The sequence below is a fragment of the Bacillus sp. A1 genome, assembly GCF_042296235.1.
Classification (GTDB): domain Bacteria; phylum Bacillota; class Bacilli; order Bacillales; family Bacillaceae; genus Bacillus; species Bacillus velezensis.
In genome coordinates, this window is the sequence record NZ_CP141181.1 from 3,939,403 (window position 1) to 3,964,626 (window position 25,224).

A 25,224-nucleotide genomic window follows, 5' to 3' on the forward strand; every position below is an offset into this window, starting at 1 on the left:
ATTATTTCTAATTGACATTGTTATACTTAGATGGCGGACTCGGAAAGGTAATTTTAAATCTTGTGCCAACTCCCGGCTGACTATATATATCAATATTTCCCCCATGTGCCTTGATAATTTGTTGAGCAATAGCCATTCCTAATCCAGTCCCTGAGTTATTTGACGAAGCGCTTATCCCTCTGAAATACCGATCAAATAAACATTCAACCGTCTCTTCGTCCATTCCTATCCCATCGTCTTCTATTATAATTTGTATTTCATTGTCATGTAACACGTCATGATATAATATGACCTTTATTTTAGTGCCCGGAGGATTATGTTTAATACAATTAGCAATCAAGTTTTCAACTGCGCGCTTTAGGTACCTTTCATCCATATTAAAAAGTATCTTATTGTGACTGGATTCTAAAGCGAATCTCTTATTTTCTGACTCCGGTAGCAGCTTCATTTTTTCTAAAGTGTCATGAATTACTTTCACTACGTTTTTTTCTTCAAGATGGATTGGAAGCGACTCATTTTTCAATTGAAAAGTTAAGTTGAAATCTTCAATCAGCTTTTCCATATATTCGACACGTTCTTCCATTATTAAGGAAAAATCACGCACTTGCTGATTTTCCCACTCATATTCATTTGAAGATAAAAGAACCGTATATCCCTTAATAACCGAAAGAGGGGTTTTTAAATCATGTGAGACACCGGCCATCCACTCTTCTCGTGTCTTTTCCAATAATTCTCGCTCAGCCTTATTCCTTTGAAGCGTTGAGGTAAGTTCAGACAGAGCCTGCATTAATTCTTGATAGGTCTTATATCCAGATTTATTATGTCTATATTTGCTTGAATGAAACTTCCAATCATAAGGTTCTTCATATTTTTCTTTAGACAAATTCTCAATCCAAGATACAATAAACAGCAGGGGAGCACCTAGTTTTTTTCCGTAAAATATTGCAATGACAATCCCTGCCATAATAATAGAAACTATCCACAAGTTATTCACCCAATAGAAAAAAGGGTTATTTTTTTCCATCGGCTTTCCCAATACCCATGTTAAATCCTGATTGTTTTTCGTTTCATACCACGTAGATAATTGATAACCTTTTTTGGCAGGATACATGTAATCTGATATTAACTCTCCAAGAATATAATGCTTAGGTATATTTTTAGGTTTATTAAAAGAAAAAACCTCATCTCCTTGTTCATCTAAAATTTGAATCCACATCCGGTTCTCTAATAAATCTTCTTTTGCTTTCGTATTTATTGAAAATTGTTTATCTGCAACAACTGTTTGGTCAACAATTTTTTTTAAGGATAAGTGCGGCGTTTCCATTTTATTCTGACCTAAGACGAGGCTGAAAAATATGATACTGCCCACAATGAGCAGACCCCAAATAAACATGAGTAAAAAAAGTCTCGATACGAAGTAAAATGCTATCCTATTTCTCAGCTTCAAAATAAATCCTCATCTATAGGCTCTGCTTCAAATATATAGCCCTGTCCTCGAACCGTTTTAATCCATCTAGGTCTGCTCGGGTCTTCCTCTAATTTTTCACGTAATCGTCTTACATGTACCATTACAGTACTATCTCCGCCATAAAACTCCCCCCACACATCTTTATAAATTTGGTGTTTACTTAAAATTTGATTGGGATGTTCACAGAAATAAATCAGAAGTTTCATTTCCTGAGCAGGGCAATCTATTCTTGTCCCGTTAACAACAAGTCTTCCGGTATTGGGATCTATTTTAAAATATTCATAATCGTATACCTGTTTTAGAGGGTAAGAAGAAGAGAGTTGAGTCGTTCTCTTTAATTGGGCTTTTACACGAGCTACAATTTCTAGTGGATTAAATGGTTTAGTAATATAGTCATCTCCCCCAAAACTAAACCCTTGCAATTTATCTAAATCTGTTGTTTTTGCCGTTAAGAAGAGTATCGGCACATTTGTATGCGAGCGTATTTTGCTGCATAAGGTGAAGCCATCAGTGTCCGGAAGCATGACATCTAATAAAATAATATTTGGAAGTTCCTGATCGATTTTCAGAAGGGTTTCGCTCCCTGTCATAGCTGTGGAAATATTGCTGAAACCTTCCTTTTCAAAGCAAGTTATTAATAAGTTTAAGATATGTTCGTCATCATCCACCATGAGGATTTTGTTCTCTTCTAACGTCATAAGTTACCCTCCTTTTTTTCTCATTTTAAATGAAATCGAATACATAAGAGTTGGAAAAGGAAAGAATTTAGCTTTTGTTTAGATTTCAGAATATTCTTATCAAATAATCAATTTTACTATATGCAGTCAATAAACCAGGGATGTCGTTAAGTGAATGTTTAGGAAGAGTTTCGTTTGTGTTTAAAGAACATCGCTTATGATAAAAGTGAGGTGAGAGACAAATGAATGATCAAATAGTGGTAACACACGATCTGACTAAAAAGTATAAAAAGCATACTTCTGTTGATGGATTAAACTTAAGGATTAGGCGCGGCGAAATTTATGGTTTTCTTGGACCGAATGGTGCTGGTAAAACAACAACCATCCGAATGTTATTAGGTTTAATCAAACCAACAAAAGGAAACATCGAAATCTTTGGCCAAAACCTAAACAAGAATCGTTTGCAGATATTGCAAAGAATCGGGTCACTGGTAGAATCTCCAACTTATTATGGTAATTTAACAGGTTACGAAAACTTAGAAGCTGTTAGGAGGTTACGAGGACTTCCGGAACAACGGGTCAATGAAGTATTGGAAACTGTAAGGTTATCTAAAGTAGCAAATCGACTGACTAAGGAGTATTCCCTTGGAATGAAACAACGTTTGGGAATTGCAGTTGCCCTGTTAAGCAGTCCTGATTTATTAATTCTGGATGAACCGACAAATGGTTTAGATCCATCCGGTATCCAAGAAATAAGAGAGCTAATTAAAGAATTGCCTAAATCGGGAATGAGTGTTATTGTATCCAGCCACTTATTGAGTGAAATAGATCAAATGGCTACTCAAGTGGGAATTATCAACAATGGAAAAATGATTTTTCAGGACTCGATTGCAAGTTTACATCAAAAACGAAAACCACTATTAAAAGTCGGTGTTAGTGACGTAATCGAAGCAAAAACAATATTAAACAGGAAAGGATTAAAGGTTGATTTACAAAAAAATGATTTGTGGCTGTCTCAAACAGAACCGGAATTCGTTTCAGAAATCAATTCCATACTTCTTCATTCAGGGCTGTCTGTATTTCGACTTGAAGAAAAGACACGATCACTTGAGGATATTTTTTTAGAATTAACCGGTACAGAGGGAAGTCTATGAAAAAGTTATTATGGGCAGATCAATTAAAACTGAAACGTTCGTCGTTATTGATTGTAGTCTTATTGGTTCCCTTACTCATTATAGCATATGAGTTGGTAAATCTTACTTATCGATCTGAATACGTGGAAAAACAAGCTGAAATGTTCCATGCTGGATCAATGTGGATGTATTTACTGTATGATAACAGTTTGTTATTTGGTCTGGGTTTTCCATTAGCCGCCACACTTTCTGCGTCAATAATAGCAAATATAGAGCATCAAGCAAACGGATGGAAGCAAACCCTTTCTTTTCCTGTATCTAGAATGCGAATTTATGTAAGTAAATTTATTTGCTTAGTAGTCAGTTTATTTATTTCGTCAACAATCTTCTTGCTCGGCATGGTACTGCTGGGCAAACTGGTAGGATTCGAAGGTAGTGTACCTTGGGGACTTTTGTTTGGAGATAGTTACAGCATGTTAGTTACAGTACTGCCTATAATGGCATTCCAGATATGGTTATCTATGGTGTTTAGCAACCAAGCATTCTCAATTCTTGTAGGATCAGTATCATCTATAATGGGTTTGTTTTTGGCAGCTGCTCAATCAACGAGATGGTTTCCGCTGGCTTATCCTAGTCAATCTTCGACAGTCATTCTGCAGTATGAAGGTATAGGATATAACCCAGATCTTTCATCTTACCTTTGCATTAGCCTTTTCTTAGGGATAATTATATTATTTCTAGGCTCTATTCATTTTGCTAAACGGGATGCTTTGTAAAAAGGAGGCGAAATACTTGAAAAACATTTTATTTGTAGAACGTTTAAAGCTTAAGCGATCAAAGTTATGGATCATCTACTTATTAGGGCCTTTGTTAGGTGTATCCCTGGCATACACTAACTTTATTAAAAACTATAACCTTTTTATGAATCCCGGAGACAATCCCTGGGTAGAGGCTTGGACACAAGTTGCCTTATTTATGGGCCCTTTTGTATTGCCTATCGTAGTGGGAATTTTCGCCGCCCTTGTTTGCAGGGGGGAACATGCAGGAGGCGGTTGGAAACAGCTTCTAGCCTTACCAGTCAAACACTCAGATATCTTTCTGGGAAAGTTTCTGACAGTGGTCCGCATGATATTCATTAGTATGTCCATTTTAATCCTCTTATTTATTGGATTCGGTTATATGTTAGGCATAAGCGGGAGTCTTCCTTTACTTACAATTCTAGGTTATGGAATTAGAGGGATCTTAGCTTGTTTACCATTAATTTTATTGCAGCTTATTGTTTCAATCAGGTCTAAAACATTTGGCATACCACTCGCTGTTAGCATTGTTTTTACATTACCGGCCATTATTATTGCCAGTACACCATTAGGTCAAGTATATCCATGGACACAGCCTATGTTAGCAATGTCACCCGAAGATGAATCACCGATTCAATCAAATTTCCTGTTTTACTCAATTATGGTAATAACGTGTCTCGGTCTCCTGGTTTACGGAATAAGAAGTTTTACTAAACGAGACCTTACGTAGGGTATATGCGGTATAAACTTATGACTTATAGATTATTTCAACAAAAAAGAAAGTTACCGACATCATCGATAAAGAAAAGGATAATAACGAATTCTAGTTTTCATAACTATAGTAAACGAGGGGGCAAGCTGTATACAATTCGCTTGGATTGAAAGGGCCTGTAAAGGTTGAACAGGTTGATTTGATTGTGATACTTTGGTGAAACGCAAGAAGGAAATAAACGGAAATACGAAAGCACTCACGATGTTGTGAGTGCTTTTTCATCAGCCGACCTGCTGTTTTACGGCTTTACCGGCTGATCCGAACTCTCTCATTTTGCTTCGCACTGTCTCTTCCACGGCTTCAATGCCGGGTGTCATGTAGCCGCGCGGTTCGTACAGATCGCCGTTTTCCTGAAACATGCGGCGTGTTTCGTCTGTCCAGGCTACCATACATTCCGTGTTGATATTGATTTTCGCGTGGCCGAGCGTGATGGCTTTTTTGACCTGATCCTGCGGAATCCCGGATGCTCCGTGAAGAACGAGAGGAATATCAGTCATGCGGGAGATTTCCTCCATTTCCTTAAATCCGAGATTCGGCTCGCCCTGATATTTGCCGTGGACGGAGCCGAGGGCGGCGGCTAGCGCGTCGATATTGGTTTCTTTGACGATCCGCTCACATTCGGCGACATCGGCATAGCGGACTCCGCCGACCAGCCCGTCTTCCATGCCGCCGACCGTGCCGACTTCTGCTTCTACTGACACGCCGTGCTTAGCGGCATAATCGGCGACTTCTTTTGTCATCGCGATGTTCTCATCAATCGGATGATGGGAGCCGTCAATCATCACTGAGCTGAATCCGGCGTCAATGGCCTGTCTGCAGCGTTCCGCACTGCTTCCGTGATCAAGATGGAGCACGACGGGAACGGTAATCGCCATTTCTTCCATTAACGCGCCGACCATGGCGGAAATCGTTTTAAATCCGCCTAAATAGTCGACCAGACGATCGGAAGCCGCGGCGATGACCGGCGATTGCTCCTTTTGCGCGGCTTGCAGAATCGCCTTCGTCCATTGGAGGCCGTTGATATTAAATTGGCCGACTGCATAATGCTCCCGTTTCGCTTCTGCAAGAAGATGTTTCATGGTGACAAAAGCCATGTTCACGCCTCCTTCATGAAGTATTTTGATACGACGGCTTCCGTTGTTTCCTTTGCCGTTTTGATCGTTTCCTCCGCAGTCAGCTTATAATATTCAGGTCTGAACAGCTCTACGGAGACAACATCATTGAATCCGATTTCTTTTAACGCTGACAGATGGGCGTCTAAGTCAATCGCACCCTGTCCAGGCCAGACGCGGTCTTCATCCGTTAAAAAGCCGATCGGGAAGTCCTCTGTATCGTCGATATGATAGATGAAAATTTTCTTTCCGTCCGCCTGCTTCAAACTCTCAATATTGGAGCCCATCGCGTGGAAATGGAAGCTGTCAAACACCAGTCCGACATTATCGCGGCCGACAGCGTTCACGATGTCATACGCCTGTTCAAATGTATTGACCGTACATTGCGGGTGGCCGACAAATTCAAGGGCAATGTTTACGCCGTACGGCTCCGCGATGTCCGAAAGCTCAGTCAGCACCTCTATGCTGCTCTTTTTGATCTCTTCTTTCAAGATTTTCCGCTCTGTCACAAGCGGCACGGCCACCACATATTTCACGCCGAGCGTTCTGCAGGTTTCCATCATGCTTTTGAATTCCGAAATGATCTCCCTATAGCCCTTCTCATCACGGTTGTTGAAGAAAACCAGTGCGTTCAGGGCAAGCGGTTTAATGTGATGGGTTCGAAAATATTCCGCCAGATCGGCCAGTGAATGGTCTTTTAAGTATTCCGGCAGCTTATCCATTGTGCGGATTTCAATATAATCATAGCCGTGCTTTTCGCACAGTTCTAAATCCTGTTTCAGGTTTGAATTCTCCAGCGTAGTCGCTTCATTAAAGCAAAGTTTCATGTCAGCCTCTCCCATCCGCGTTTTCGATATGAAGGGAGTCCGGCTGGAGGGCTTTTTTGCCCCGCTCCGCCGAACTCCGTACTCAGCTTATGCCATACCCAGTTCTTCCTTTAATTTCTTAAGCGTGGTCCGGCTTGATTCATCCGCTCTTTCGCCGACCCAAGCAAAAACGGCGTTCGTCGCAATTCCGTCGAATTTCATCTCTCTCATCTTTCTGAAAATCGTCTCAAAATCAACCTCGCCTTGCCCGATGTCCAAATGCTGGTGAACCGTTACTTTCGCATCAGGCGGGTTGACGATGTAACGCAGGCCGTGCGCCGCTTTATGATTAAAAGTATCTGCAAATAAAACATGTGTAAGGCGGTCGCCGGCTTCATCAAACATGGTCGCAATATCGCCTTTTCCGTCATCATAGAAGAACGTATGCGCAGTCGAGTAGACAAGATTGATCCAATCCTTGTCAAGCGCGCGGATCATATCCATCGCGCCTTTGTGCGTTTCGATAAAATCGTATGGGTGAGCCTGAAGATTGAGTTTAACGCCTTCTTTTTCAAAAACGGGCAGCAGTTCATCCATGGATTTGATAAATTTTTCTTCACTTGTCAAAGGATCATATTTTGAACCGCTGAATTCACTGTTCATCAAATCCACTTCAAGTTCAACCGCAATTTCGATCGCCCGTTTCCAGTTGCGCACGGCGGCCTGACGACGGTCTTCTTCAGGACCCGCCCAGTGGTAAAGCGGAAGAAGAGAGGACAGCTTCACACCTGTATCCTTTAAAAGGCGCTTCAATTGTTTGATTTTTGCTGAATCGACTTTCGGATATTTGTAGAAAGGACAAAAATCCTCGCGCGGGGACAGTTCGATATATTCGTATCCGAGTTCCGCCGTTTTATAGACCATTTCTTCTAACGTTAAATCATCGCGGTACATGGATGGATCTAAGGCCAGTTTCATTTCTTTCACTCCCGATCTATTATTTGTTCACAGTCGTAAATGATTGGTAGAATGCCGGTTTCTCTTGCAGCGCCACAGGCTCTTTCTGCCCGGATTCCTGAGCTTTTACGCACGCGTCAGTTGTCACTGCGGCAATATAACCGTCCCATGCCGTCGGACCGCTGACTTCGCCTTTTTTCCGGATCGAATCAATGAAGTCTTGAATTTCCACATCATACGCAGCCACAAATCGGCGCTGCCAATCCATCAGGATATCGGTGCTGAATGTCCCTTCTTTTCTCAAACTGATGCTTGACGGTTCCGGAAGCTTGATGACGCCGTCTTCCCCGACGATCTCACATTGAATGTCATAGCCGTATTTACAGTTCACGTAGATTTCGGCATTGATGACGATGCCGCCTTTTGTTTCGATGATGACCATCTGCGGATCTTTCAGATGCGGCAGCGCATTTTTTGATTTCTTCGGATAGATGACCTGTACGGATTCATAGTCGTCATTGACGAGCCAGTGGAGGACATCAATTTCATGAACGAGCGTATCGACGACGGCCATGTCCGTTGAATAATTCGATGCGACTGTCGGGTTACGGTGCGCACAGTGAATCATCAGCGGCTCGCCGACCACGCGGTTATCGATCGCTTCTTTCAGCTGAACGTAACCGCTGTCATATCTGCGCATAAAACCTACCTGCACCAATCGTTTTCCCGTCTTCATTTCTTCCTCGACAATGCGCATACAGCCTTCTGCCGTTGTCGCAAGCGGCTTTTCACAAAACACGTGCTTGCCGTGCTGAATCGCTTTCAAAACGCTGGACTCGTGAGCCGGGCCCCAGCTTGTCACTAAGACGGCATCCACATTTTCAGCAGCGAGGAGGCTGTCGTCATCAGGATAAACGGAGGCGTTCAAATTGAAATCCTGAACGGTCTGCTGCGCGGCCTCCTGATTCACATCTGTGACAGCGGTAATTTCCGCACCCGACAGCTTATTTGTGATGCGGTTGATGTGCTCTTTTCCGATAGCACCGGTTCCGATAACACCTATACGTAAATTCATTGATCGCCACTCCTTCTGATAATCAAATAATGGTTCTCGTCTTTCTTTTCTCGCTGCCGTCCTGAGGAGCGCCGTACAGTTCCTCCTGTATCTGTTCAAGCGACTTGCCGGACGTATTCGGCGCGAAGACAAGCCCGATGATCATACTGGCCGTCACACATATGAGCAGAATACCGGCCATAAAACCGATGCCGAATTGTGACATGATGACCGGCACAAATAAACTCCAAATGCCGATTGAAATACGGACGAGAAAGAACATGAGCCCTTGTGCTGACGCTCTGTATTCTGTCGGGAACAGCTCGCTTGCCCACAGCTGGTAGTTCGCCTGCTGGCCGGCTCCGTTATTGATGCCGATCGCTAAAACAAACAAAAGCAGCATCGGGAGCCCCTGAAACGGCAGTAAAAACAGCGACCAGCCGACAACGGCCATAAATGCGCAAATTCCGAACACCGTTTTCCGATATTGATCTGCAAAAGGCATGAAGATACAGGCGACGCCGAGCCCGGTGAAGATAAACAGGGCCATCTGCAGAATGTTGGCCGTATTTGCGGATACGCCGCCGACCTGCTGGTAGATGTACGGCATGAAGAATCCCATGACGCCAGCTGCGAGATTCCATACGAGAAACACACCCATTAAAAACAAAATGTTCTTGAAAAATTTCGGCTGAAGCAGGTCAAAATAAGATGTTTTTTTCACGGCGGCAGGCCGCTCTTCACTGTTTTTCCAGGCATCCGACTCAGGTAAACGCTTTCTTATCACATATGTGATCAGGGCGATCACCAATAGATGCGCAAAGACAATTTTATTTCCTAAAAGCCCGAGGTCACCGACCAAAACGGATAACAGCAGAACCACAACGGCTCCTGCGGCCCACGCCACCTGCGCCACTCCGCAATGCCTCGCCCGGTTTTTCTCGGGGGCGTTTTCCGCGATAATGGTCCATGAAGCCGTAATATCCGCGCCTACAGAAATCCCGATAATCATGTATCCGCATAACAGCATGGGAAAGTTGAATCCAAACAAAACCAAACAAATTCCTAAGGCGTAGACGAGCATACTGTTTGTGTATACAGCTTTTCGGCCGACTTTATCAGCCAAATACCCGCCGAGCAGCGCTCCGACGGCCGCTGATATCGCGTTTGCACTGAAGGCGCCGAGCAATCCGATCTGACTGTCGGACAGCTTTAAATAGCTGACCCACATAGATAAACCCGCTGATCCTGCCACGATGGAACCTGCATCAATGTAATTTGCTAATGCTGCGGCGATGGTCCTTTTGCTGAAAGCTGATTCCGCCTTGGCACTATTCATATAAGTCCCCCTCTAATTTGCAGGATCAAGCAGTTCACTGTCGATGTACTTTCTCGCAATCAGCGCGTACTCAAGCGGATTGGCGACTGCCGGGTCTTGTTCGGCTTCGATGACGATCCAGCCTGAATAATCATGACGGACGAGCGTTCGGTACACTTCGGTAAAATCGATGCATCCGTCTCCGGGAACCGTAAAAATGCCCTGTAAAAACGACTGCCTAAATGACTTGCCTTCCTGTCTGCACCGCTCCATAATGTCAAACCGCGCGTCCTTGAAATGAACGTGTCTGATCCGATCCATATGCTTGTTGAGAATTGTCATATAGTCTCCGTCCGAGATATAGGCATGCCCGGTATCATAAAGTAAATGGACATACTGCGGGTCCGTTCCATCCATCAGCCGGTCAACTTCTTCCGCCGTCTGGACGCCTGTGCCGAGATGATGATGAAAAACCATGTCCAGCCCGTATTCGTCAGCGATTTTCCCGAGACGGTTCAAGCCCTGGCACAGCGTATCCCATTCTTCATCTGTGAAGTGCGGTTTTTTCTTAAATACATCAATGTCCAAGCCTTGAACACTGTACGTCTGTTCAGAAACGGTGGCGACATCCGCTCCGACTTTCTGCAAATAATCACAGTGTTCTGTAAATTGTTCAGCCGTTTTTTCAATACCGTCTTGAATGATAAAGCTGCTGAACCATTTCCCCGCAATCCGTAAGTTCCGGAGAGCCAGCTCCTTATTCAGGACGGAGGGTTCAGGGAAAAACCCTCCCACTTCCGTACCTTGAAAGCCGGCGACAACAATATCGCTTAACAAATGCTGCAGCGTATTCCCGGCTCCGATTTCCGGCATATCGTCATTGCGCCACCCAATGGGAGCGATGCCCCACAGAATATCTTGTTTGCCCATCGTGATGCCTCCCCTCTAGTACTGCTTCGCAGACTTCAGCTTCATCTCTTTCGCTTCGTATGCCCGCTGAACGCTTTCCTGCTCAGACACTTCCGCCACGCCGACATGCCACCAGCTGTCATAGCCGTCCGTCATCGTTTTCGGCAGAACCTTCATTTCAATTAAAGTGGATACGTCTTGCGTTTTCGCATCTTCAAGCGCCGCTTTCAGTTCTTCAACCGTATTGGCTCTGTATGTTTTAGCGCCGTAGCCCTCTGCCACCTTCGCGTAATCAACGTTTAAAATCTGATTGTCCTCTGTGCGGAACTCGCAGAAATAACTGCCGCTCCCGTGATCCATCTGCAGGTTGTTGATACAGCCGAATCCCGAGTTGTCAAAAAGCAGGACATTGATTTTTTTGTTATATTGAAGCGCGGTAATCAGCTCTGAGTGCAGCATCAGAAAGCTTCCGTCGCCGACGAGTGAATAGACTTCTTTGTCGGGATGGGCCAGCTTGAGGCCGAGCGTGCCCGATACCTCATACCCCATGCAGGAATAGCCGTACTCGAGGTGGTACGTATTCGGGACGTTGGAATGCCACAGCCGCTGCAAATCTCCCGGAAGAGATCCCGCCGAACTGATGACGACGCTGTCTTCAGGAATCGTGTCATTGATGGTCAACAGCGCCGTTGTTTGCGGCAGCTCAGTCTCGAGCGCATCGGCATACTCGTTTAACACATCCTGTGAGAAATGGTTTTTAATTTCCGGTTCGAACGCATCACGTGTAAAAGTGACCTTGCCGAGCCGGTCCCGTTCAGCCAGCCATTCATCTTTCCAATCTTTAATCGCCGTGCCGAATGCACTTTTATATCCGTCTAATAAGCCATGCAGTCTGCCGAGCGTCACTTTCGCATCGGCTACGACCTGAAACGCGTCAAGCTTGTAAGCCTGCATGCGGCTGACGTTGATATTCAAAAATTTTGCTTTGTCAAAATCAAACGCCGTTTTCGAGGATGTCGCAAAGTCCGTGTACCGTGTGCCGACACCGATGATCAGATCAGCCTGGCGGGCGGCTTTGTTTGCGGCGAGTGTGCCCGTGATGCCCATGCCGCCCAGATTGTTGGCGAAATCGGCTTCAACCGTTGACTTGCCGGCCTGCGTTTCGACAAGCGGAATGCCGTATGTTTCAGAAAGCGCGATTAATTCCTCACGCGCGCCGGAGTACTTCGCGCCTCCGCCCACTAAAATGACGGGACGGCTGCTCTCCTTAATTTTTTCCGCGGCGCCTTTCAGCTCACGCTCGCTTGGCTGCATCCGGTCAATGTAATGAACGCGTTTTTCAAAGAAGCTTTCATCAAAATCAAATGCTTCTCCCTCTACATCCTGAGATATGCAGATGGTCGCCGGGCCCGCTTTTGCCGGATCTGTCATCACTTCAAACGCCCGGATTAAGCTGCTCATCAGCTGCTCGGGGCGGGTAATGCGGTCCCAATAGCGGGACACAGGCTTTAACGCATCGTTTGTCGTGACGGCGGCACTGTATTCCTGCTCCACCTGCTGAAGCACCGGGTCAGGCTGCCTCGTCGCAAAGGTATCGGCCGGAAGCAGCAGCACCGGGATATTATTGGCCAGCGCCGTACCCGCGGCAGCCGTCAAGTTAGCGGCACCCGGACCGACCGATGTCGATACCGCGTAAATTTTTCTTCTCAGCATCTGCTTGCTGTATGCCATCGCGGCATGCGCCATGCCTTGTTCGTTTTTGCCTTGATAGACTTTCAGGTGCCCGGCGTCCTGCTCAAGCGCCTGCCCGATCCCCAACACATTTCCGTGGCCGAAAATCGTGAAGATGCCCTCAACGAACGGCTCTTCTTTTCCGTCAACATGAATGTACTGCCGGTTCAAGAATTTAATCAGCGCTTGTGCTGTCGTTAAGCGAATTGTCTTACCCACAAACGATCCCACCTTTTATACGTTCTATTTACCGTTAAGACTGTGCTGCGCTTCAATCAGTTCGATGATTTCACCGGCAGCCGGCATTGCTTCTGAGGAGCTGTGTTTGCTGACGACGATGGAAGCGGAAGCGCTCCCGTATTTTAAAGCCGTTTCAATATCCCGGCCGCTGACAAGTCCGTAGATGAAGGCTGACGCATAGGAATCACCCGCACCGAAGGTCTTCAGCACCTTTGTTTTATAGGCGTGCGCCCGGAAAACTTCTCCCGATCTGCTGTATGCGTATGATCCGTCAACGCCGTGCTTAATGACGACAAGGTCAGCGGAGTGCGCAAACAAATGGCGGACGGTTTCATCGTTATTTCCGCCGCTGCGGTTTTCCATTACGTCAAATTCGTCACGCGTACCGATGACGATATCGGATTGTTCCGCCACCAGCGTGTAGTACACGGCTGTTTCTTCTGCCGATTGCCATGTATACGGACGGTAGTCGAGCTCAAACACGACTTTTACGTCATGTTTTTTTGCGATATGCACCGCTTTTAAGACGGCTTCGCGCGACGGGCTTTTCGCAAGCGCCGTGCCTGACACGAGCAGCATTTTCGCGTTTGCAATGTAGCCTTCATTGACTTCGGACGGCTCAAGATACAAATCCGCCACGTCATCCCGGTACATCAGAATGCTGCACTCTTCGGGACTGAGAATTTCCGTAAAAGCGAGCCCGGCTTTGCGCCCTTCTCTGTCAACGGTCATTTGTGACGTATCAACGCCCTTTCCCTGCATATAAGAAACGATGAATCTGCCGTGCTGATCATCCGGGATTTTGCCGATAAAACCGGCTTTTAATCCGAGCTTGGCGCTGCCGATCGCAATATTTGCCGGGGAGCCGCCGACATATTTAGAAAACGTCATCGTTTCTTCCATCGGCCGGTTGTATTCCGCAGCGTTCAAATCAATACACGCGCGCCCGATCGCGACAATATCAAACTCTTTTTCTTCATTAAATGTATATTTCATCGTTATCTGCCACTCCTCACTTGTTAGCGTTCCAGGATCCATTCATGGGCCGGATCATTATGAAACTTCCATTTTCGTGTCGGTCCCGCCATTACATTCAGGTAGTAAGAGGTATACCCGTCCGGAACACCAACCGGGTGATAGCCCGCCGGCACGATGACAACGTTTTCATTTTCTGCGGTCATCGTCTCGTCAATCGAGCGGTCGTCCGTGTACACACGCTGGAAGACAAACCCCTGCGGCGGGTCCGTTTCATGGTAATAGGTTTCTTCTAAAAAGGATTCAGCCGGCAGATTGTCTTGGTCATGTTTATGAGGCGGGTAGCTCGACCAGTTGCCGCTGTCCGTGTAAACTTCAACAACGAGAAGGCTGTTTGCCGATGGATCTGAATCGGGGAGAATATTATGAACGGTTCGTTTGTTTGCCAGCTTGCCGCGATGTTCCACACCGTTGTCTTCCGCTTTAATCAGCTTTGTCGGAAGCTGGTGTTCGGACGGAGAATAGCACAGCGCGACCCTCGCCCCGCTGACGGCTGTGATTCCAAAAGAGCGGTCATTGGACACATAAACGCTGTCCGTCGGTTTTCTTTCAAATACGCTTTCACGGGTGCCGATGCTTTCAAATGTCTGATCATAATCAGTGACGGTGATTTTTCCCGTTACCGCAACGATGCAGCACTCCGTCTTTTTCAAATCTTCTGTATATGCGGAACCGGGAGTGAGGTCAACGACTTTGAATCCGACGTATTTGAGGTCTGAATTGGCTGAAGTGACGTCATGTATGATGTTCACGCCTTGAGACATCTCATCGGCCTGCGGTTTGCGCAGCAAATGACTCATGTTTATTCCTCCTTAATTGATGGTAAAAGAAAACCCGGACGGAATCTCGAAGCCGTCCGGGCCGGCTGTCAGATCAATTGAAGTCAGGAGACGGGTATCGTGCCGTCACGACTTTTTTACGTGTATAGAAGTCGACGCTGTCTTTTCCGTTTGCGTGCAATGTGCCGAAGAAAGAAGACTTCCAGCCTGAGAACGGGAAGAATGCCATCGGAGCCGGCACGCCAAGGTTGATGCCGAGCATCCCCGCGTCAATATTTTCACGGAAGTAGCGGATCGCGTTCGCATTTGAAGTGAACAGACACGCGCCGTTCGCAAATTCAGACTGGTTGGCGATGTCCACCGCTTCTTTTAAGTTTTTCACGCGGATGACCGACAGAACGGGCGCAAAGATTTCATCTTTCCAGATCGTCATATCCGTCGTCACGTTGTCAAAAATCGTCGGTCCGACGAAATAGCCGTCTTCCGTTGCGTTTTCACGCCCGTCACAAAGAAGTCTCGCTCCTTCTTCGATGCCTTTTTCAATATAGCTGTGCGTGCGTTTTTTGTTGTCCTCGCGGATGACCGGGCCCAAGAATACGCCGTCATCCAGTCCGTTTCCGATCTTGATGTCCGCTGCTTTTTCCTGTAATTTCGCCATAAACTCATCGGCGATTCCCTCTTCAACCGTCACAACCGCGCATGCCATACAGCGCTCTCCTGCCGAACCGAATGCCGCGCCGATAATATTTGTCACCGTATCTTCAAGGTGGGCGTCATTTAACACGATCGTATGGTTTTTCGCGCCCGTTAACGCCTGCACGCGTTTCAAATGTTCGCTGCCTTTTTTGAAAACATACTCGCCGACAGGTTTTGAACCGACGAATGAGATGGCTTTAATATCCGGATGTTCAAGAACGCCGTTTACGACGTCATGCGCGCCGTGCACGACATTGAAGACGCCCTTCGGCAGACCGGCCTGTTCAAACAGCTCTGCCAGTTTTTCCGTTAACAGCGGCGTGCGCTCAGACGGCTTCAGAATGAACGTGTTTCCTAATGAAATCGCCATCGGGAACATCCAGCACGGAACCATCATCGGGAAGTTGAACGGTGCGATACCGCCGACCACCCCGATCGGATAGCGGTAATTCGCCGCCTCTACATCCGTCGCAATAGAGGCAAGTGAATCGCCCATCATGAGTGACGGCGCGCCCGCTGCGAATTCGACGTTTTCAATTCCGCGTCCCACTTCACCGAGTGCTTCTGTCGTGTTTTTACCGTTTTCCAAAGTGATCAGACGGGCAAGCTCTTCTTTGTTCTGCTGGAGAAGCTGCTGATAGTTAAATAGAATTCTCGCACGGCGCGGCACTGCCGTCTTTGACCATGTTTGAAACGCCTCTGACGCTGAGCGGACGGCGTATTCCACATCCTCCCGCGTAGAAATCGGAACCTGGCACATCACTTCTTTTGTAGCCGGATTGACAACGTCTTCATATTGATCTGTCTTACTTTCAACCCATTCACCGTTGATGTAGTTTTTCAGTTTTCTGATCTCTGCCATTCTCATTGCCTCCTTAAATAGTAAACATCCTGTTCAGCTGGATAATAACGGATGAATATATTCATCTTTTACATATAAAAGACATGAATTAAACGCTTACAAATGCTAAAATGATGGTGACTCCCAATCTTCCCATGTAAAAGTTGGTCATGTACCGGAAAAAGCAAACGGTTACATCTTTCACTTTTGATTTTACAGGTTATATTTTGGTCATTTCTTGGTTACATTGTAAGCCCAACACATCTTCAAGTCAATCTAAAAAATCAAAATTTTTTCATTATTTTTATCATACTTTTTTTGATCGGGAAAACAGGAACTTGGAGAACCGTGTCGAATCGTACGGTGTGAACCCTCTTTTTTATCATTTGTTAAGTAACTATTGATTAACTTCTGGTGTTTATTATATATTTTAATTACTTTAAGAATTCTAGAAGGAGTTTTTTTATGAAACTGATGCGGATTCAGGAGATGGAAGAATACATTCTCAAACACGGAGCCACTTCTCTGGATGAGCTGTGCGAGGTATTCAATGTCTCTAAAAACACGGTCAGACGCGATATTAATAAGCTTGCGGAAAAAGGGGTTATCAAAAAGGTGTACGGCGGCGTGACATCAGCCGAAAAATCTGTGCTCGTCCCTTTTGAGAACCGCACCATTCAACATCAGGATGAAAAAATCAAAATCGCCCGCTATGCGTCACGGTTTATCGAGGATCACGATCTTGTATTTATTGATTCCGGCACGACGACCAAATCGATGCTGGAGACGCTTGATCCCGATAAGAATGTAACGGTTTTGACGAACAGCCTTGATATTATTAACGCGGCTTCATCCATGAAAAATATCGACCTGATCATCATCGGCAATAACTACAAACGGAAGACAAGGTCGTTTGTCGGCATTGATGATCCGAGCACACTCAATAAATACAACATTAACAAGGCGTTCATGTCCGCTACCGGGACAACGATCACCCACGGCCTGACGAATTCCGACTTACTGGAATACGAGGTGAAAAAGAGAATTTCCGAAAAGGCGAACGAAGTGTATCTGCTCGCGGATCATTCCAAATTCGGCAAATCCACGCTTTTGACATACGCGCCTTTCGACCGGCTTCACAGCATTGTCACTTCTCAGCAGCTCGATGAGGAATATACGAAGTATTGCCAAGAGCATCAAATCGACATTCACTTGGCATAGCGTTATAGTTAATAGAGAACGCTGCCGTATTTTTCCGGCAGTCGCTATGATATCCAATTTTTTCAGGGGGCGAAAACATGAGCAAAGTAACAATCGGCAAAACTGACCTAAAGGTATTTCCGATCGGTTTGGGAACAAATGCGGTCGGCGGACACAATCTCTATCCGAATCTGAATGAAGAAACGGGAAAAGAATTGGTCCGGGAAGCGATTAAAAGCGGCGTTACCATGTTAGATACCGCCTATATTTACGGTGTGGGCCGTTCTGAAGAATTAATCGGCGAGGTGCTGAAAGAATGCAACCGCGAGGATGTCTTCATCGCCACAAAAGCCGCTCACAGAAAAGAAGGCGATGACTTTGTTTTCGACAATTCACCGGCCTTTTTGAAACAATCGGTCGAAGACAGCTTGAAACGCCTGCAGACTGATTACATCGATTTATTCTACATCCATTTCCCGGATGAGCACACGCCGAAGGACGAAGCCGTTCAAGCATTGAATGAGCTGAAAAAAGAAGGAAAAATCCGTTCCATCGGCGTATCCAATTTCTCTTTGGAACAGCTGAAAGAAGCCAATAAAGACGGCTTAGTCGACGTGATTCAAGGAGAATACAACCTGCTGAACCGTGAGGCGGAAAAGACTTTCTTCCCTTATACGACAGAACACGGCATCTCATTCATTCCGTACTTCCCGCTCGTATCCGGACTGCTTGCCGGCAAATACGACGAGAACACAACCTTCCCTGAAGGCGACCTGCGCAATGACCAGGCGCATTTCCAAGGGGAGCAGTTTAAAGAAAACATCAAAAAAGTCAACCAGCTCAAACCGATTGCCGAAAAGCACAATGCCGATACGGCGTATATCGTGCTTGCCTGGTACTTGGCGAGACCTGAAATCGATATCCTGATTCCGGGCGCCAAACGCGCGGATCAATTAAAAGACAACATGAAAGCAGCCTCCATTACGCTATCTGCTGAAGAAATCGCGTTTATCGACAAGCTGTTTTCCTAAGAAAAAAAACACGCCTTTTAAAAGGGGCGTGTTTTTTTATGTTTATATTTTTCTCTTCGGGGAATGAAATAGTTATCTAAATAAACTATTATGCGTTCCAAAAGATGAGGAGGATCATCTGTGAAGAAAAACACCAAAAAATACCTGATTTACTTTTTCGGAGCATTAGGCGGGCTGCTTTACGGCTATGACACCGGTGTGATTTCAGGGGCTTTGTTATTTATTAACAATGATATTCCTTTAAACACGCTGACCGAGGGATTGGTCGTCAGCATGCTGCTGCTCGGTGCGATTTTCGGGTCCGCCTTAAGCGGGACATGCTCTGACCGATGGGGCCGGAGAAAAGTGGTTTTCGTCCTTTCACTCATTTTTATTATCGGCGCGCTTGCGTGTGCGGCTTCGCAAACCGTCACTATGCTGATTATCTCCCGTGTCATACTCGGGTTAGCCGTCGGCGGCTCAACGGCGCTGGTTCCCGTTTATCTATCTGAGATGGCGCCGACAAAAATACGCGGAACGCTCGGCACATTGAATAACTTAATGATTGTAACCGGAATTTTACTCGCATATATCGTGAATTACATATTCACCCCGTTTGAAGCTTGGCGCTGGATGGTCGGTCTCGCGGCAGTACCGGCGGCGCTTTTATTAATCGGAATCGCGTTTATGCCGGAATCTCCGAGATGGCTCGTCAAACGCGGCCGTGAGCAGGAAGCCAGACAAGTCATGGAAATGACCCACGACAAAGAGGATATCGCCGTTGAATTGGCGGAAATGAAACAAGGTGAAGCTGAGAAAAAAGAATCTACACTCGGCTTGCTGAAAGCCAAATGGATCCGCCCTATGCTGCTGATCGGGATCGGCCTCGCCATCTTCCAGCAGGCGGTCGGTATCAACACGGTGATTTACTATGCGCCGACCATCTTTACAAAGGCCGGACTCGGCACTTCGGCGTCCGTTCTCGGCACGATGGGCATCGGTGTCTTAAACGTCATCATGTGTATCACCGCCATGATCTTAATTGACCGGATCGGCCGGAAAAAACTGCTGATGTGGGGAAGTGTCGGCATTACCTTGAGCCTGGCGTCACTATCAGCCATTCTCCTTCTGGCCGGCCTGTCAGCTTCAACGGCTTGGCTGACCGTGCTGTTTCTCGGCATCTATATCGTTTTCTACCAGGCGACATGGGGTCCCGTTGTGTGGGTCCTGATGCCGGAGCTGTTCCCGTCAAACGCACGCGGAGCCGCAACCGGATTTACGACATTGATTCTGTCGGCAACCAACCTGATCGTTTCACTGGTATTCCCGCTTATGCTGAGCGCCATGGGCATCGGCTGGGTATTCGGAATATTCTCAGTCATTTGCCTCTCATCCTTCTTCTTCGCCGCTTACATCGTTCCTGAAACGAAGGGCAGAAGTTTAGAAGAAATCGAAACGCACTTGAAAAAACGGTTCTCCTTAAAGAAGCGCAGCAAACAAAATCAAATTCTTAAACAGCGCACACTGTAATAAAAAAAGGAATCGCCCCCGCCGGGCGATTCCTTTTTAGCGTCATACCATAACTTTGCAGATGTCATTCGTAAACTCGACCGGATCATGGATCGGCAGCCCTTCAATCAGAAGCGCCTGATTGTACAGCAGGTTTGTGTATAATGCCAGCTTTTCCCGATCTTGTCCGTGCGCGTTCTTTAACGTCTCAAACACTTCGTGGTTCGGGTTGATTTCCAGCACTTTTTCCGCTTTGACCTGCTGGCTGTCAGGCATGGCATTCAACACTTTTTCCATTTCGATCGTCACTTCGCCGTCTGTCGCAAAGCAGACCGGATGGGATTTTAAACGTTTCGATGCTCTGACGTTCTTTACTTTATCTGCAAGAATCTCTTTCATGCTTTCGAACAGGTCTTTATATTCGTTTTCTTCGGCTTCAGTCTGCTTTTCATCTTCGTCACTGTCGATGCCTAAATCGGCGCTGGATACGGATTTGAACTCTTTTTCCTCATAGCTTGTCAGCATTTTGATCGCGAATTCATCAATATCTTCCGTGAAATATAAAATCTCGTAGCCTTTGTCCGCCACCATTTCAGTTTGCGGCAGCTTTTCAATCCGCTCATATGAATCACCGGACGCGTAATAGATATATTTTTGATCCTCAGGCATTCTGGACACATATTCGTCCAGAGTGACGAGCTTTTTCTCCTTAGATGAATAGAAGAGAAGCAGATCTTTTAATACGTCTTTATTCGCGCCGAAATCATTATAGACGCCGAATTTCAGCTGTCTGCCGAAAGATTCATAGAAAGATTCGTATTTTTCCCTTTTGTTCTTCAGCAGGCTCTTCAGCTCTGCTTTGATTTTTTTATTGATGTTTTTCGCAATCAGCTTCAGCTGGCGGTCGTGCTGCAGCATCTCTCTGGAAATGTTCAGCGACAGATCCTCAGAATCCACCATGCCTTTTACAAAGCTGAAATGGTCCGGCAGCAGGTCGGCGCATTTGTTCATGATCAGCACGCCGTTGGAATACAGCTCCAATCCTTTTTCGAATTCCTTCGTATAATAGTCAAACGGCATGTTTTCCGGAATAAACAAAATCGAATTGTAGCGCACCGCTCCATCGACGCTGATATGCACATGGGTCAGCGGTTTATCAAAACCGTAATGCTTCTCGGCGTAAAAAGCCTCGTAGTCCTCATCCGTCAGCTCGCTTTTGTTTTTTCTCCAGATCGGCACCATGCTGTTGACCGTCTGTTCTTCCTGAACTTCTTCAAATTCGTTCTCGCTGCCCTCTTTCGGCTTGTTGACCGTCTCTTCCATTTTGATCGGGTAGCGGATAAAATCAGAGTACTTTTTCACGATCGCTTTGATGCGGTAGTTTTCTAAAAACTCATCATAGCTTTCATCTTCTGTGTTTTCTTTTATTTTCAAGGTGATTTCCGTACCGACGGTTTCCTTGTCACACGGCGCGATCGTGTAGCCGGCAGCCCCTTCAGACTCCCACACATACGCCTCGTCACTGCCGAGCGCTTTACTTTTCACCGTGACTTTATCAGCCACCATAAACGCCGCATAAAATCCGACGCCGAACTGGCCGATAATGTCATGGCCGTCTTTCGAGTCATTTTCTTGCTTGAAAGCGAGTGAACCGCTTTTCGCAATCGTGCCGAGATGCTGTTCAAGCTCGTCTTTTGTCATCCCGATACCGGTATCTGTGATGGTGAGCGTTCTCGCTTCTTTGTCCGCCGTCACTTTTATGTAGTAATTGTCTTGATCAAACGTTAATGAATCATCGGTTAACGCCTTGTAATAGATTTTGTCAATCGCATCGCTCGCGTTGGAAATTAACTCGCGGAGAAAAATTTCCTTCTGCGTGTAAATGGAGTTAATCATCATGTCCAGCAATCGCTTGGATTCTGCTTTAAACTTTTTTTTCCGCACTTCAGATCTCTCCTTTAATTATGCTTTGATGTTATGTAAAATCTTTTCAGCATCTATTTATCATATACAGTGACAATTGTCAACTAGCATTAGCAGATGCATATATTGTAAATTTAACATGTTAATGGATTCATTTCACCCATTTTATCAATAAAAAAGAGAGAATGTTGATCATCCTCTCCTCTCTGCTTCTTTCCGGCGGCCGAATTCCTTCTTCATCCATATGTATGACGGGTAGAAAAACAAACTAAATAAGATAAGAGATCCCAAGTTTCGCAAAGACTCATGCAGAACATTTCTTACAGTGAGAGGAAATGTGATGTCCTGAAATAGAATAGAGATAACGGTGTAAATCACAAATCCCATAGGAACAATGGCATAACAATAAAACGCTATCTCCTTCTTATGCTGTATCTTCAAAATATGCAAACCTCCAATGATGTATATACATAATATTAACATATTTAATAGGTATTTAGAAACAGACCTCCATATGTTTATCCCCCTATTCAGCGGGAACAGATATAAAAAAAGGAGGAATCGTAATATGGGAAGATTAACAGACAAAACCGCAATCATCACAGGGGCCGCGACAGGCATCGGACAAGCGACGGCACGGATTTTCGCCGATGAAGGCGCCCGCGTGATCTGCGGTGACATCAATGAAAGCGAACTGAATGAAACCGTCAGCGCCATCAGAAAAAACGGCGGAGAAGCAGAAGCCTTTCACCTTGATGTATCAGACGAAGAAAACGTAAAGTCTTTTGCAGACGGCATTCAACGAAAGTACGGAACAATTGATATTCTGTTTAACAATGCCGGTGTTGACCAAGAGGGCGGAAAAGTCCATGAATACCCGGTCGACCTGTTTGACCGGATCATCGCCGTCGATCTGCGCGGCACATTTTTGTGCAGCAAATACCTGATTCCGCTCATGCTCGAAAAAGGAGGCTCCATCATCAACACCTCCTCCATGTCCGGCCGGGCCGCAGACCTTGACCGCTCAGGCTATAACGCCGCAAAAGGCGGAATCACGAACCTGACGAGAGCGATGGCCATTGATTACGCCAGAAGCGGAATCCGCGTCAATTCCTTATCGCCGGGGACGATTGAAACGCCGCTCATTGATAAATTGGCAGGCACGACAGAAGACGAAATGGGCGAAGCGTTCCGTGAAGCCAACAAATGGATCACGCCGCTCGGCCGGCTCGGAAAACCGGAAGAAATGGCAGCCGTCGCGCTCTTCCTCGCTTCAGACGACAGCTCTTATGTCACGGGAGAAGACATCACCGCAGACGGCGGCATCATGGCATACACTTGGCCGGGAAAAATGCTGATTGATAAGAAGTGGAAGGAAGAGACGGAGTGACGGTAAAAAAGAAACAAGCCAGTGCAAAAACACTGGCTGAACAAGCTGAGGGCGGGTTACTTAAACCAGCCCTTTTCCTTTGATCGGGTAATGGCTTCAATCCGATTTTTCACTTCTAATTTATCAAGGATCATCGAAACGTAATTGCGGACTGTGCCGCTTTTAATGCTGAGGGCGTTTGCGATTTCTTTCGTGTTTTTTCCGTCTGCGACAAGCTCGAGCACCTCTTTTTCCCGTTCGGTCAGCGGGTTTTCTTCACTATAGATGTCCTCCATTAATTCAGGTGCGTAGACGCGTCTTCCTTTCATGACGCTGCGGATGGCGCTGACGAGCTCATCGCTCGGGCTGTCCTTGAGCATGTACCCGCTGACGCCTGCTTTTAGCGCCCGCTGAAAATAGCCGGAGCGGGCAAAGGTCGTCAAAATGATGATTTTCACACCGCTGTCCTTGAGTTCTTCTGCCGCTTCAAGACCTGATTTCCCGGGCATTTCGATATCCATCAGACAGATGTCGGGCGCATGTTTTTCCACGAAATCGATGGCATCCTGGCCGCTTGTGCCTTTGCCGACAACCGTCATATCCTCTTCTAAATTCAACAGTGAACCGAGTGCGCCGAGCAGCATTTGCTGATCCTCGGCAATGAAGATGTTGATCATCTGCTACCATCCTTTTCTTTTGATTTTGAATCATTCGGGATTCTCATGGTCAGCTTTGTTCCGGCGGCTGTATCGATGGCTAAACTGCCGTTTGCGAATTCAAGACGTTCCCTCATTCCAAGCAGGCCGTGCCCCTTTGAAAAAAAGCGGTCTTCTTTGCATTGAAAGCTGCCGTCATCTTCCACCGTAATGACAACCTCTTTCCAAAGCTGCTGAATGGTGATGCGGCATACTTTGGCGCCGCTGTGTTTCACGACATTGGTGACGGCTTCTTTAATGCACATGCTGACGATGTTTTCGTTCAGCAAAGAGATATGTTTTGGCGCTTCTTTTTCTTCATACACAAATTCAATTCCTGCCGCTTCAAGAATTTGCCGAACATTGCCGAGCTCATCCTTCAATCGGATGCCTTTCATCGACGAGACGATTTGTCTGACCTCATTTAAGGAGGTGCGGGCCGTCTGCTGAACGCTTTTCAGCTCAGTGCGGGCCTGTTCAGGGTCCTTGTATATCAGCTTTCGGGCGAGGTCGCTTTTCAGTCCGATTAAGGAGAGCTTTTGTCCAAGTGTATCGTGAAGGTCCCGGGCGATGCGCTGCCTTTCTTCCAGCTTCACAAGATCGGCGATTCGTTCATTTGCATATTCTAATTTCTCCTCAAGGCGCTCTCTTGCCTTTCTGCTTCGAATGGTGAGCGGGAGCAGGATGGCACTGATCAGTGTAATGACGATAAACGGAATTTGTGTCAAAAACCACCCTTTTTTCAGAACAAGGCTGAAGTTGACGGCAACCGCCGCACTGATGATATGAATGTAATATAAGATGTAAAAAGGAACTTTGTCTCGGATATGGCCGATGAAGTAGGCGATAAAGAAGGCGAAATAAATATAGCTGAACAGCATAACTGAGCCGGTCGAAATGCCGATCAGAAGAAGTGCCCATAAGTAAAGCGGCCAGCCTTTTGCAACAAATGCAAAGCGGTATGCGCCAAAGAAAACAAGTGTGAAAATGATGCCGGCCACGATGACAAAGGTAGAAGAGCTTTTAAAAATAAAATAAAAAGGCAAGATGAAAAAAATCGTCCATATATAAGGAGAAATCCCATTCAGTTTTTGAAATTTAAAATACTTCTTCATCTTTGTTCCACCTTCTGCTGCTTGTGTCTACCATCACTTTATCAAAACACCGCCTTCATTGCATCCTCACGTATGAAG

General features: G+C 46.0%; 23 protein-coding genes. 7 read left to right on the forward strand and 16 right to left on the reverse strand.

Features of this window, described 5'->3' with window-relative positions; translation table 11 throughout:
• Positions 1–7 precede the first annotated feature (7 nt).
• The gene (locus U2H13_RS19420; RefSeq protein ID WP_154817789.1) at positions 8–1,447 is read right to left on the reverse strand and encodes a sensor histidine kinase KdpD; all 1,440 of its coding nucleotides are present in this window, start codon (positions 1,445–1,447) and stop codon (positions 8–10) included.
• A complete protein-coding gene (locus U2H13_RS19425; RefSeq protein ID WP_014419282.1) occupies positions 1,444–2,166 on the reverse strand; it encodes a response regulator transcription factor in 723 nt (240 codons plus the stop codon). Before U2H13_RS19425 ends, U2H13_RS19420 begins: the two co-directional genes overlap by 4 nt.
• A 221-nt stretch (positions 2,167–2,387) precedes the next feature.
• Between U2H13_RS19425 and U2H13_RS19430 the strand changes: the two genes are divergently transcribed.
• Genes U2H13_RS19430 through U2H13_RS19440 form a run of 3 tightly spaced genes read left to right on the forward strand, consistent with a single transcriptional unit; the run spans position 2,388 to position 4,805 of the window.
• Positions 2,388–3,299 carry an ABC transporter ATP-binding protein gene (locus U2H13_RS19430; protein WP_061861027.1) on the forward strand — a complete coding sequence of 304 codons (912 nt, stop codon included), beginning with the start codon at positions 2,388–2,390 and terminating at the stop codon, positions 3,297–3,299.
• Positions 3,296–4,054: an ABC transporter permease gene (locus tag U2H13_RS19435; protein WP_007614844.1), complete on the forward strand. Its 759-nt coding sequence runs from the start codon at positions 3,296–3,298 to the stop codon at positions 4,052–4,054. The genes U2H13_RS19430 and U2H13_RS19435 overlap by 4 nt, the downstream gene beginning before the upstream one ends.
• A 16-nt stretch (positions 4,055–4,070) precedes the next feature.
• On the forward strand, positions 4,071–4,805 hold the full coding sequence (locus tag U2H13_RS19440) for an ABC transporter permease (RefSeq protein ID WP_021494674.1): 735 nt from the start codon (positions 4,071–4,073) through the stop codon (positions 4,803–4,805).
• Between the two features lie 263 nt (positions 4,806–5,068).
• Here U2H13_RS19440 and fba read toward each other — a convergent pair whose 3' ends face one another.
• The 10 genes from fba to iolA form a co-directional block, all read right to left on the reverse strand.
• Entirely contained in the window at positions 5,069–5,941 is an 873-nt protein-coding gene (gene fba / locus U2H13_RS19445) for a class II fructose-1,6-bisphosphate aldolase (protein WP_029972982.1), read from the reverse strand.
• 2 nt (positions 5,942–5,943) lie between these two features.
• Positions 5,944–6,786, reverse strand: a complete 843-nt coding sequence (gene iolI, locus U2H13_RS19450; protein ID WP_007407832.1) for a 2-keto-myo-inositol isomerase — start codon at positions 6,784–6,786, stop codon at positions 5,944–5,946.
• 87 nt (positions 6,787–6,873) lie between these two features.
• On the reverse strand, positions 6,874–7,743 hold the full coding sequence (locus tag U2H13_RS19455; protein WP_017418544.1) for a sugar phosphate isomerase/epimerase family protein: 870 nt from the start codon (positions 7,741–7,743) through the stop codon (positions 6,874–6,876).
• A gap of 19 nt (positions 7,744–7,762) precedes the next feature.
• Positions 7,763–8,797 (reverse strand): Gfo/Idh/MocA family protein, encoded by a 1,035-nt coding sequence (locus tag U2H13_RS19460; protein ID WP_014419289.1) that lies wholly within the window; start codon positions 8,795–8,797, stop codon positions 7,763–7,765.
• A gap of 22 nt (positions 8,798–8,819) precedes the next feature.
• A complete protein-coding gene (locus U2H13_RS19465; RefSeq protein WP_159353625.1) occupies positions 8,820–10,115 on the reverse strand; it encodes an MFS transporter in 1,296 nt (431 codons plus the stop codon).
• A 12-nt stretch (positions 10,116–10,127) separates the two neighbouring features.
• On the reverse strand, positions 10,128–11,024 hold the full coding sequence (iolE, locus tag U2H13_RS19470) for a myo-inosose-2 dehydratase (protein WP_022554006.1): 897 nt from the start codon (positions 11,022–11,024) through the stop codon (positions 10,128–10,130).
• 15 nt (positions 11,025–11,039) lie between these two features.
• The gene (gene iolD, locus U2H13_RS19475) at positions 11,040–12,953 is read right to left on the reverse strand and encodes a 3D-(3,5/4)-trihydroxycyclohexane-1,2-dione acylhydrolase (decyclizing) (RefSeq protein WP_022554007.1); all 1,914 of its coding nucleotides are present in this window, start codon (positions 12,951–12,953) and stop codon (positions 11,040–11,042) included.
• A gap of 24 nt (positions 12,954–12,977) precedes the next feature.
• Positions 12,978–13,970 carry a 5-dehydro-2-deoxygluconokinase gene (iolC, locus tag U2H13_RS19480; RefSeq protein ID WP_007407838.1) on the reverse strand — a complete coding sequence of 331 codons (993 nt, stop codon included), beginning with the start codon at positions 13,968–13,970 and terminating at the stop codon, positions 12,978–12,980.
• Positions 13,971–13,993: 23 nt separating this feature from the next.
• Complete coding sequence (gene iolB / locus U2H13_RS19485; RefSeq protein WP_022554009.1) at positions 13,994–14,809, reverse strand: 5-deoxy-glucuronate isomerase; 816 nt, start codon at positions 14,807–14,809, stop codon at positions 13,994–13,996.
• 73 nt (positions 14,810–14,882) lie between these two features.
• Positions 14,883–16,346, reverse strand: a complete 1,464-nt coding sequence (iolA, locus tag U2H13_RS19490; RefSeq protein WP_014419295.1) for a methylmalonate-semialdehyde dehydrogenase — start codon at positions 16,344–16,346, stop codon at positions 14,883–14,885.
• Positions 16,347–16,790: 444 nt separating this feature from the next.
• Between iolA and U2H13_RS19495 the strand changes: the two genes are divergently transcribed.
• The 3 genes from U2H13_RS19495 to U2H13_RS19505 all read left to right on the forward strand — a co-directional run bounded on the left by U2H13_RS19495 (position 16,791) and on the right by U2H13_RS19505 (position 20,065).
• Positions 16,791–17,546, forward strand: coding sequence for a DeoR/GlpR family DNA-binding transcription regulator (locus tag U2H13_RS19495; RefSeq protein ID WP_007614879.1), 756 nt, complete (start codon positions 16,791–16,793; stop codon positions 17,544–17,546).
• Positions 17,547–17,623: 77 nt separating this feature from the next.
• On the forward strand, positions 17,624–18,556 hold the full coding sequence (locus U2H13_RS19500; protein ID WP_233662376.1) for an aldo/keto reductase: 933 nt from the start codon (positions 17,624–17,626) through the stop codon (positions 18,554–18,556).
• A gap of 120 nt (positions 18,557–18,676) precedes the next feature.
• Positions 18,677–20,065: a sugar porter family MFS transporter gene (locus U2H13_RS19505; protein ID WP_007407844.1), complete on the forward strand. Its 1,389-nt coding sequence runs from the start codon at positions 18,677–18,679 to the stop codon at positions 20,063–20,065.
• A 42-nt stretch (positions 20,066–20,107) separates the two neighbouring features.
• Here the strand turns inward: U2H13_RS19505 and htpG are convergent, their stop codons facing one another.
• Together htpG and U2H13_RS19515 are read right to left on the reverse strand one after the other, a co-directional pair.
• Positions 20,108–21,988 (reverse strand): molecular chaperone HtpG, encoded by a 1,881-nt coding sequence (gene htpG, locus U2H13_RS19510; protein ID WP_233662375.1) that lies wholly within the window; start codon positions 21,986–21,988, stop codon positions 20,108–20,110.
• A gap of 171 nt (positions 21,989–22,159) precedes the next feature.
• On the reverse strand, positions 22,160–22,408 hold the full coding sequence (locus U2H13_RS19515; protein WP_014306134.1) for a hypothetical protein: 249 nt from the start codon (positions 22,406–22,408) through the stop codon (positions 22,160–22,162).
• A gap of 127 nt (positions 22,409–22,535) precedes the next feature.
• Between U2H13_RS19515 and U2H13_RS19520 the strand changes: the two genes are divergently transcribed.
• A complete protein-coding gene (locus tag U2H13_RS19520) occupies positions 22,536–23,357 on the forward strand; it encodes an SDR family oxidoreductase (RefSeq protein ID WP_021494664.1) in 822 nt (273 codons plus the stop codon).
• A gap of 56 nt (positions 23,358–23,413) precedes the next feature.
• Here U2H13_RS19520 and U2H13_RS19525 read toward each other — a convergent pair whose 3' ends face one another.
• Positions 23,414–24,013 carry a response regulator transcription factor gene (locus U2H13_RS19525; RefSeq protein WP_007407848.1) on the reverse strand — a complete coding sequence of 200 codons (600 nt, stop codon included), beginning with the start codon at positions 24,011–24,013 and terminating at the stop codon, positions 23,414–23,416.
• Positions 24,010–25,146, reverse strand: coding sequence for a sensor histidine kinase (locus U2H13_RS19530; protein WP_014419302.1), 1,137 nt, complete (start codon positions 25,144–25,146; stop codon positions 24,010–24,012). Before U2H13_RS19530 ends, U2H13_RS19525 begins: the two co-directional genes overlap by 4 nt.
• Positions 25,147–25,224 lie beyond the last annotated feature (78 nt).

Bases quoted from the DNA above. Each gene is read 5' to 3' on its own strand.
- iolB (WP_022554009.1), bottom strand. From the start codon at position 14,809: ATGAGTCATTTGCTGCGCAAACCGCAGGCCGATGAGATGTCTCAAGGC.
- U2H13_RS19455 (WP_017418544.1), bottom strand. From the start codon at position 7,743: ATGAAACTGGCCTTAGATCCATCCATGTACCGCGATGATTTAACGTTA.
- U2H13_RS19525 (WP_007407848.1), bottom strand. From the start codon at position 24,013: ATGATCAACATCTTCATTGCCGAGGATCAGCAAATGCTGCTCGGCGCA.
- U2H13_RS19465 (WP_159353625.1), bottom strand. From the start codon at position 10,115: ATGAATAGTGCCAAGGCGGAATCAGCTTTCAGCAAAAGGACCATCGCC.
- U2H13_RS19520 (WP_021494664.1), top strand. From the start codon at position 22,536: ATGGGAAGATTAACAGACAAAACCGCAATCATCACAGGGGCCGCGACA.
- iolA (WP_014419295.1), bottom strand. From the start codon at position 16,346: ATGGCAGAGATCAGAAAACTGAAAAACTACATCAACGGTGAATGGGTT.
- fba (WP_029972982.1), bottom strand. From the start codon at position 5,941: ATGGCTTTTGTCACCATGAAACATCTTCTTGCAGAAGCGAAACGGGAG.
- iolC (WP_007407838.1), bottom strand. From the start codon at position 13,970: ATGAAATATACATTTAATGAAGAAAAAGAGTTTGATATTGTCGCGATC.
- U2H13_RS19435 (WP_007614844.1), top strand. From the start codon at position 3,296: ATGAAAAAGTTATTATGGGCAGATCAATTAAAACTGAAACGTTCGTCG.
- U2H13_RS19530 (WP_014419302.1), bottom strand. From the start codon at position 25,146: ATGAAGAAGTATTTTAAATTTCAAAAACTGAATGGGATTTCTCCTTAT.
- iolI (WP_007407832.1), bottom strand. From the start codon at position 6,786: ATGAAACTTTGCTTTAATGAAGCGACTACGCTGGAGAATTCAAACCTG.
- iolE (WP_022554006.1), bottom strand. From the start codon at position 11,024: ATGGGCAAACAAGATATTCTGTGGGGCATCGCTCCCATTGGGTGGCGC.
- U2H13_RS19425 (WP_014419282.1), bottom strand. From the start codon at position 2,166: ATGACGTTAGAAGAGAACAAAATCCTCATGGTGGATGATGACGAACAT.
- U2H13_RS19495 (WP_007614879.1), top strand. From the start codon at position 16,791: ATGAAACTGATGCGGATTCAGGAGATGGAAGAATACATTCTCAAACAC.
- U2H13_RS19460 (WP_014419289.1), bottom strand. From the start codon at position 8,797: ATGAATTTACGTATAGGTGTTATCGGAACCGGTGCTATCGGAAAAGAG.
- U2H13_RS19430 (WP_061861027.1), top strand. From the start codon at position 2,388: ATGAATGATCAAATAGTGGTAACACACGATCTGACTAAAAAGTATAAA.
- U2H13_RS19500 (WP_233662376.1), top strand. From the start codon at position 17,624: ATGAGCAAAGTAACAATCGGCAAAACTGACCTAAAGGTATTTCCGATC.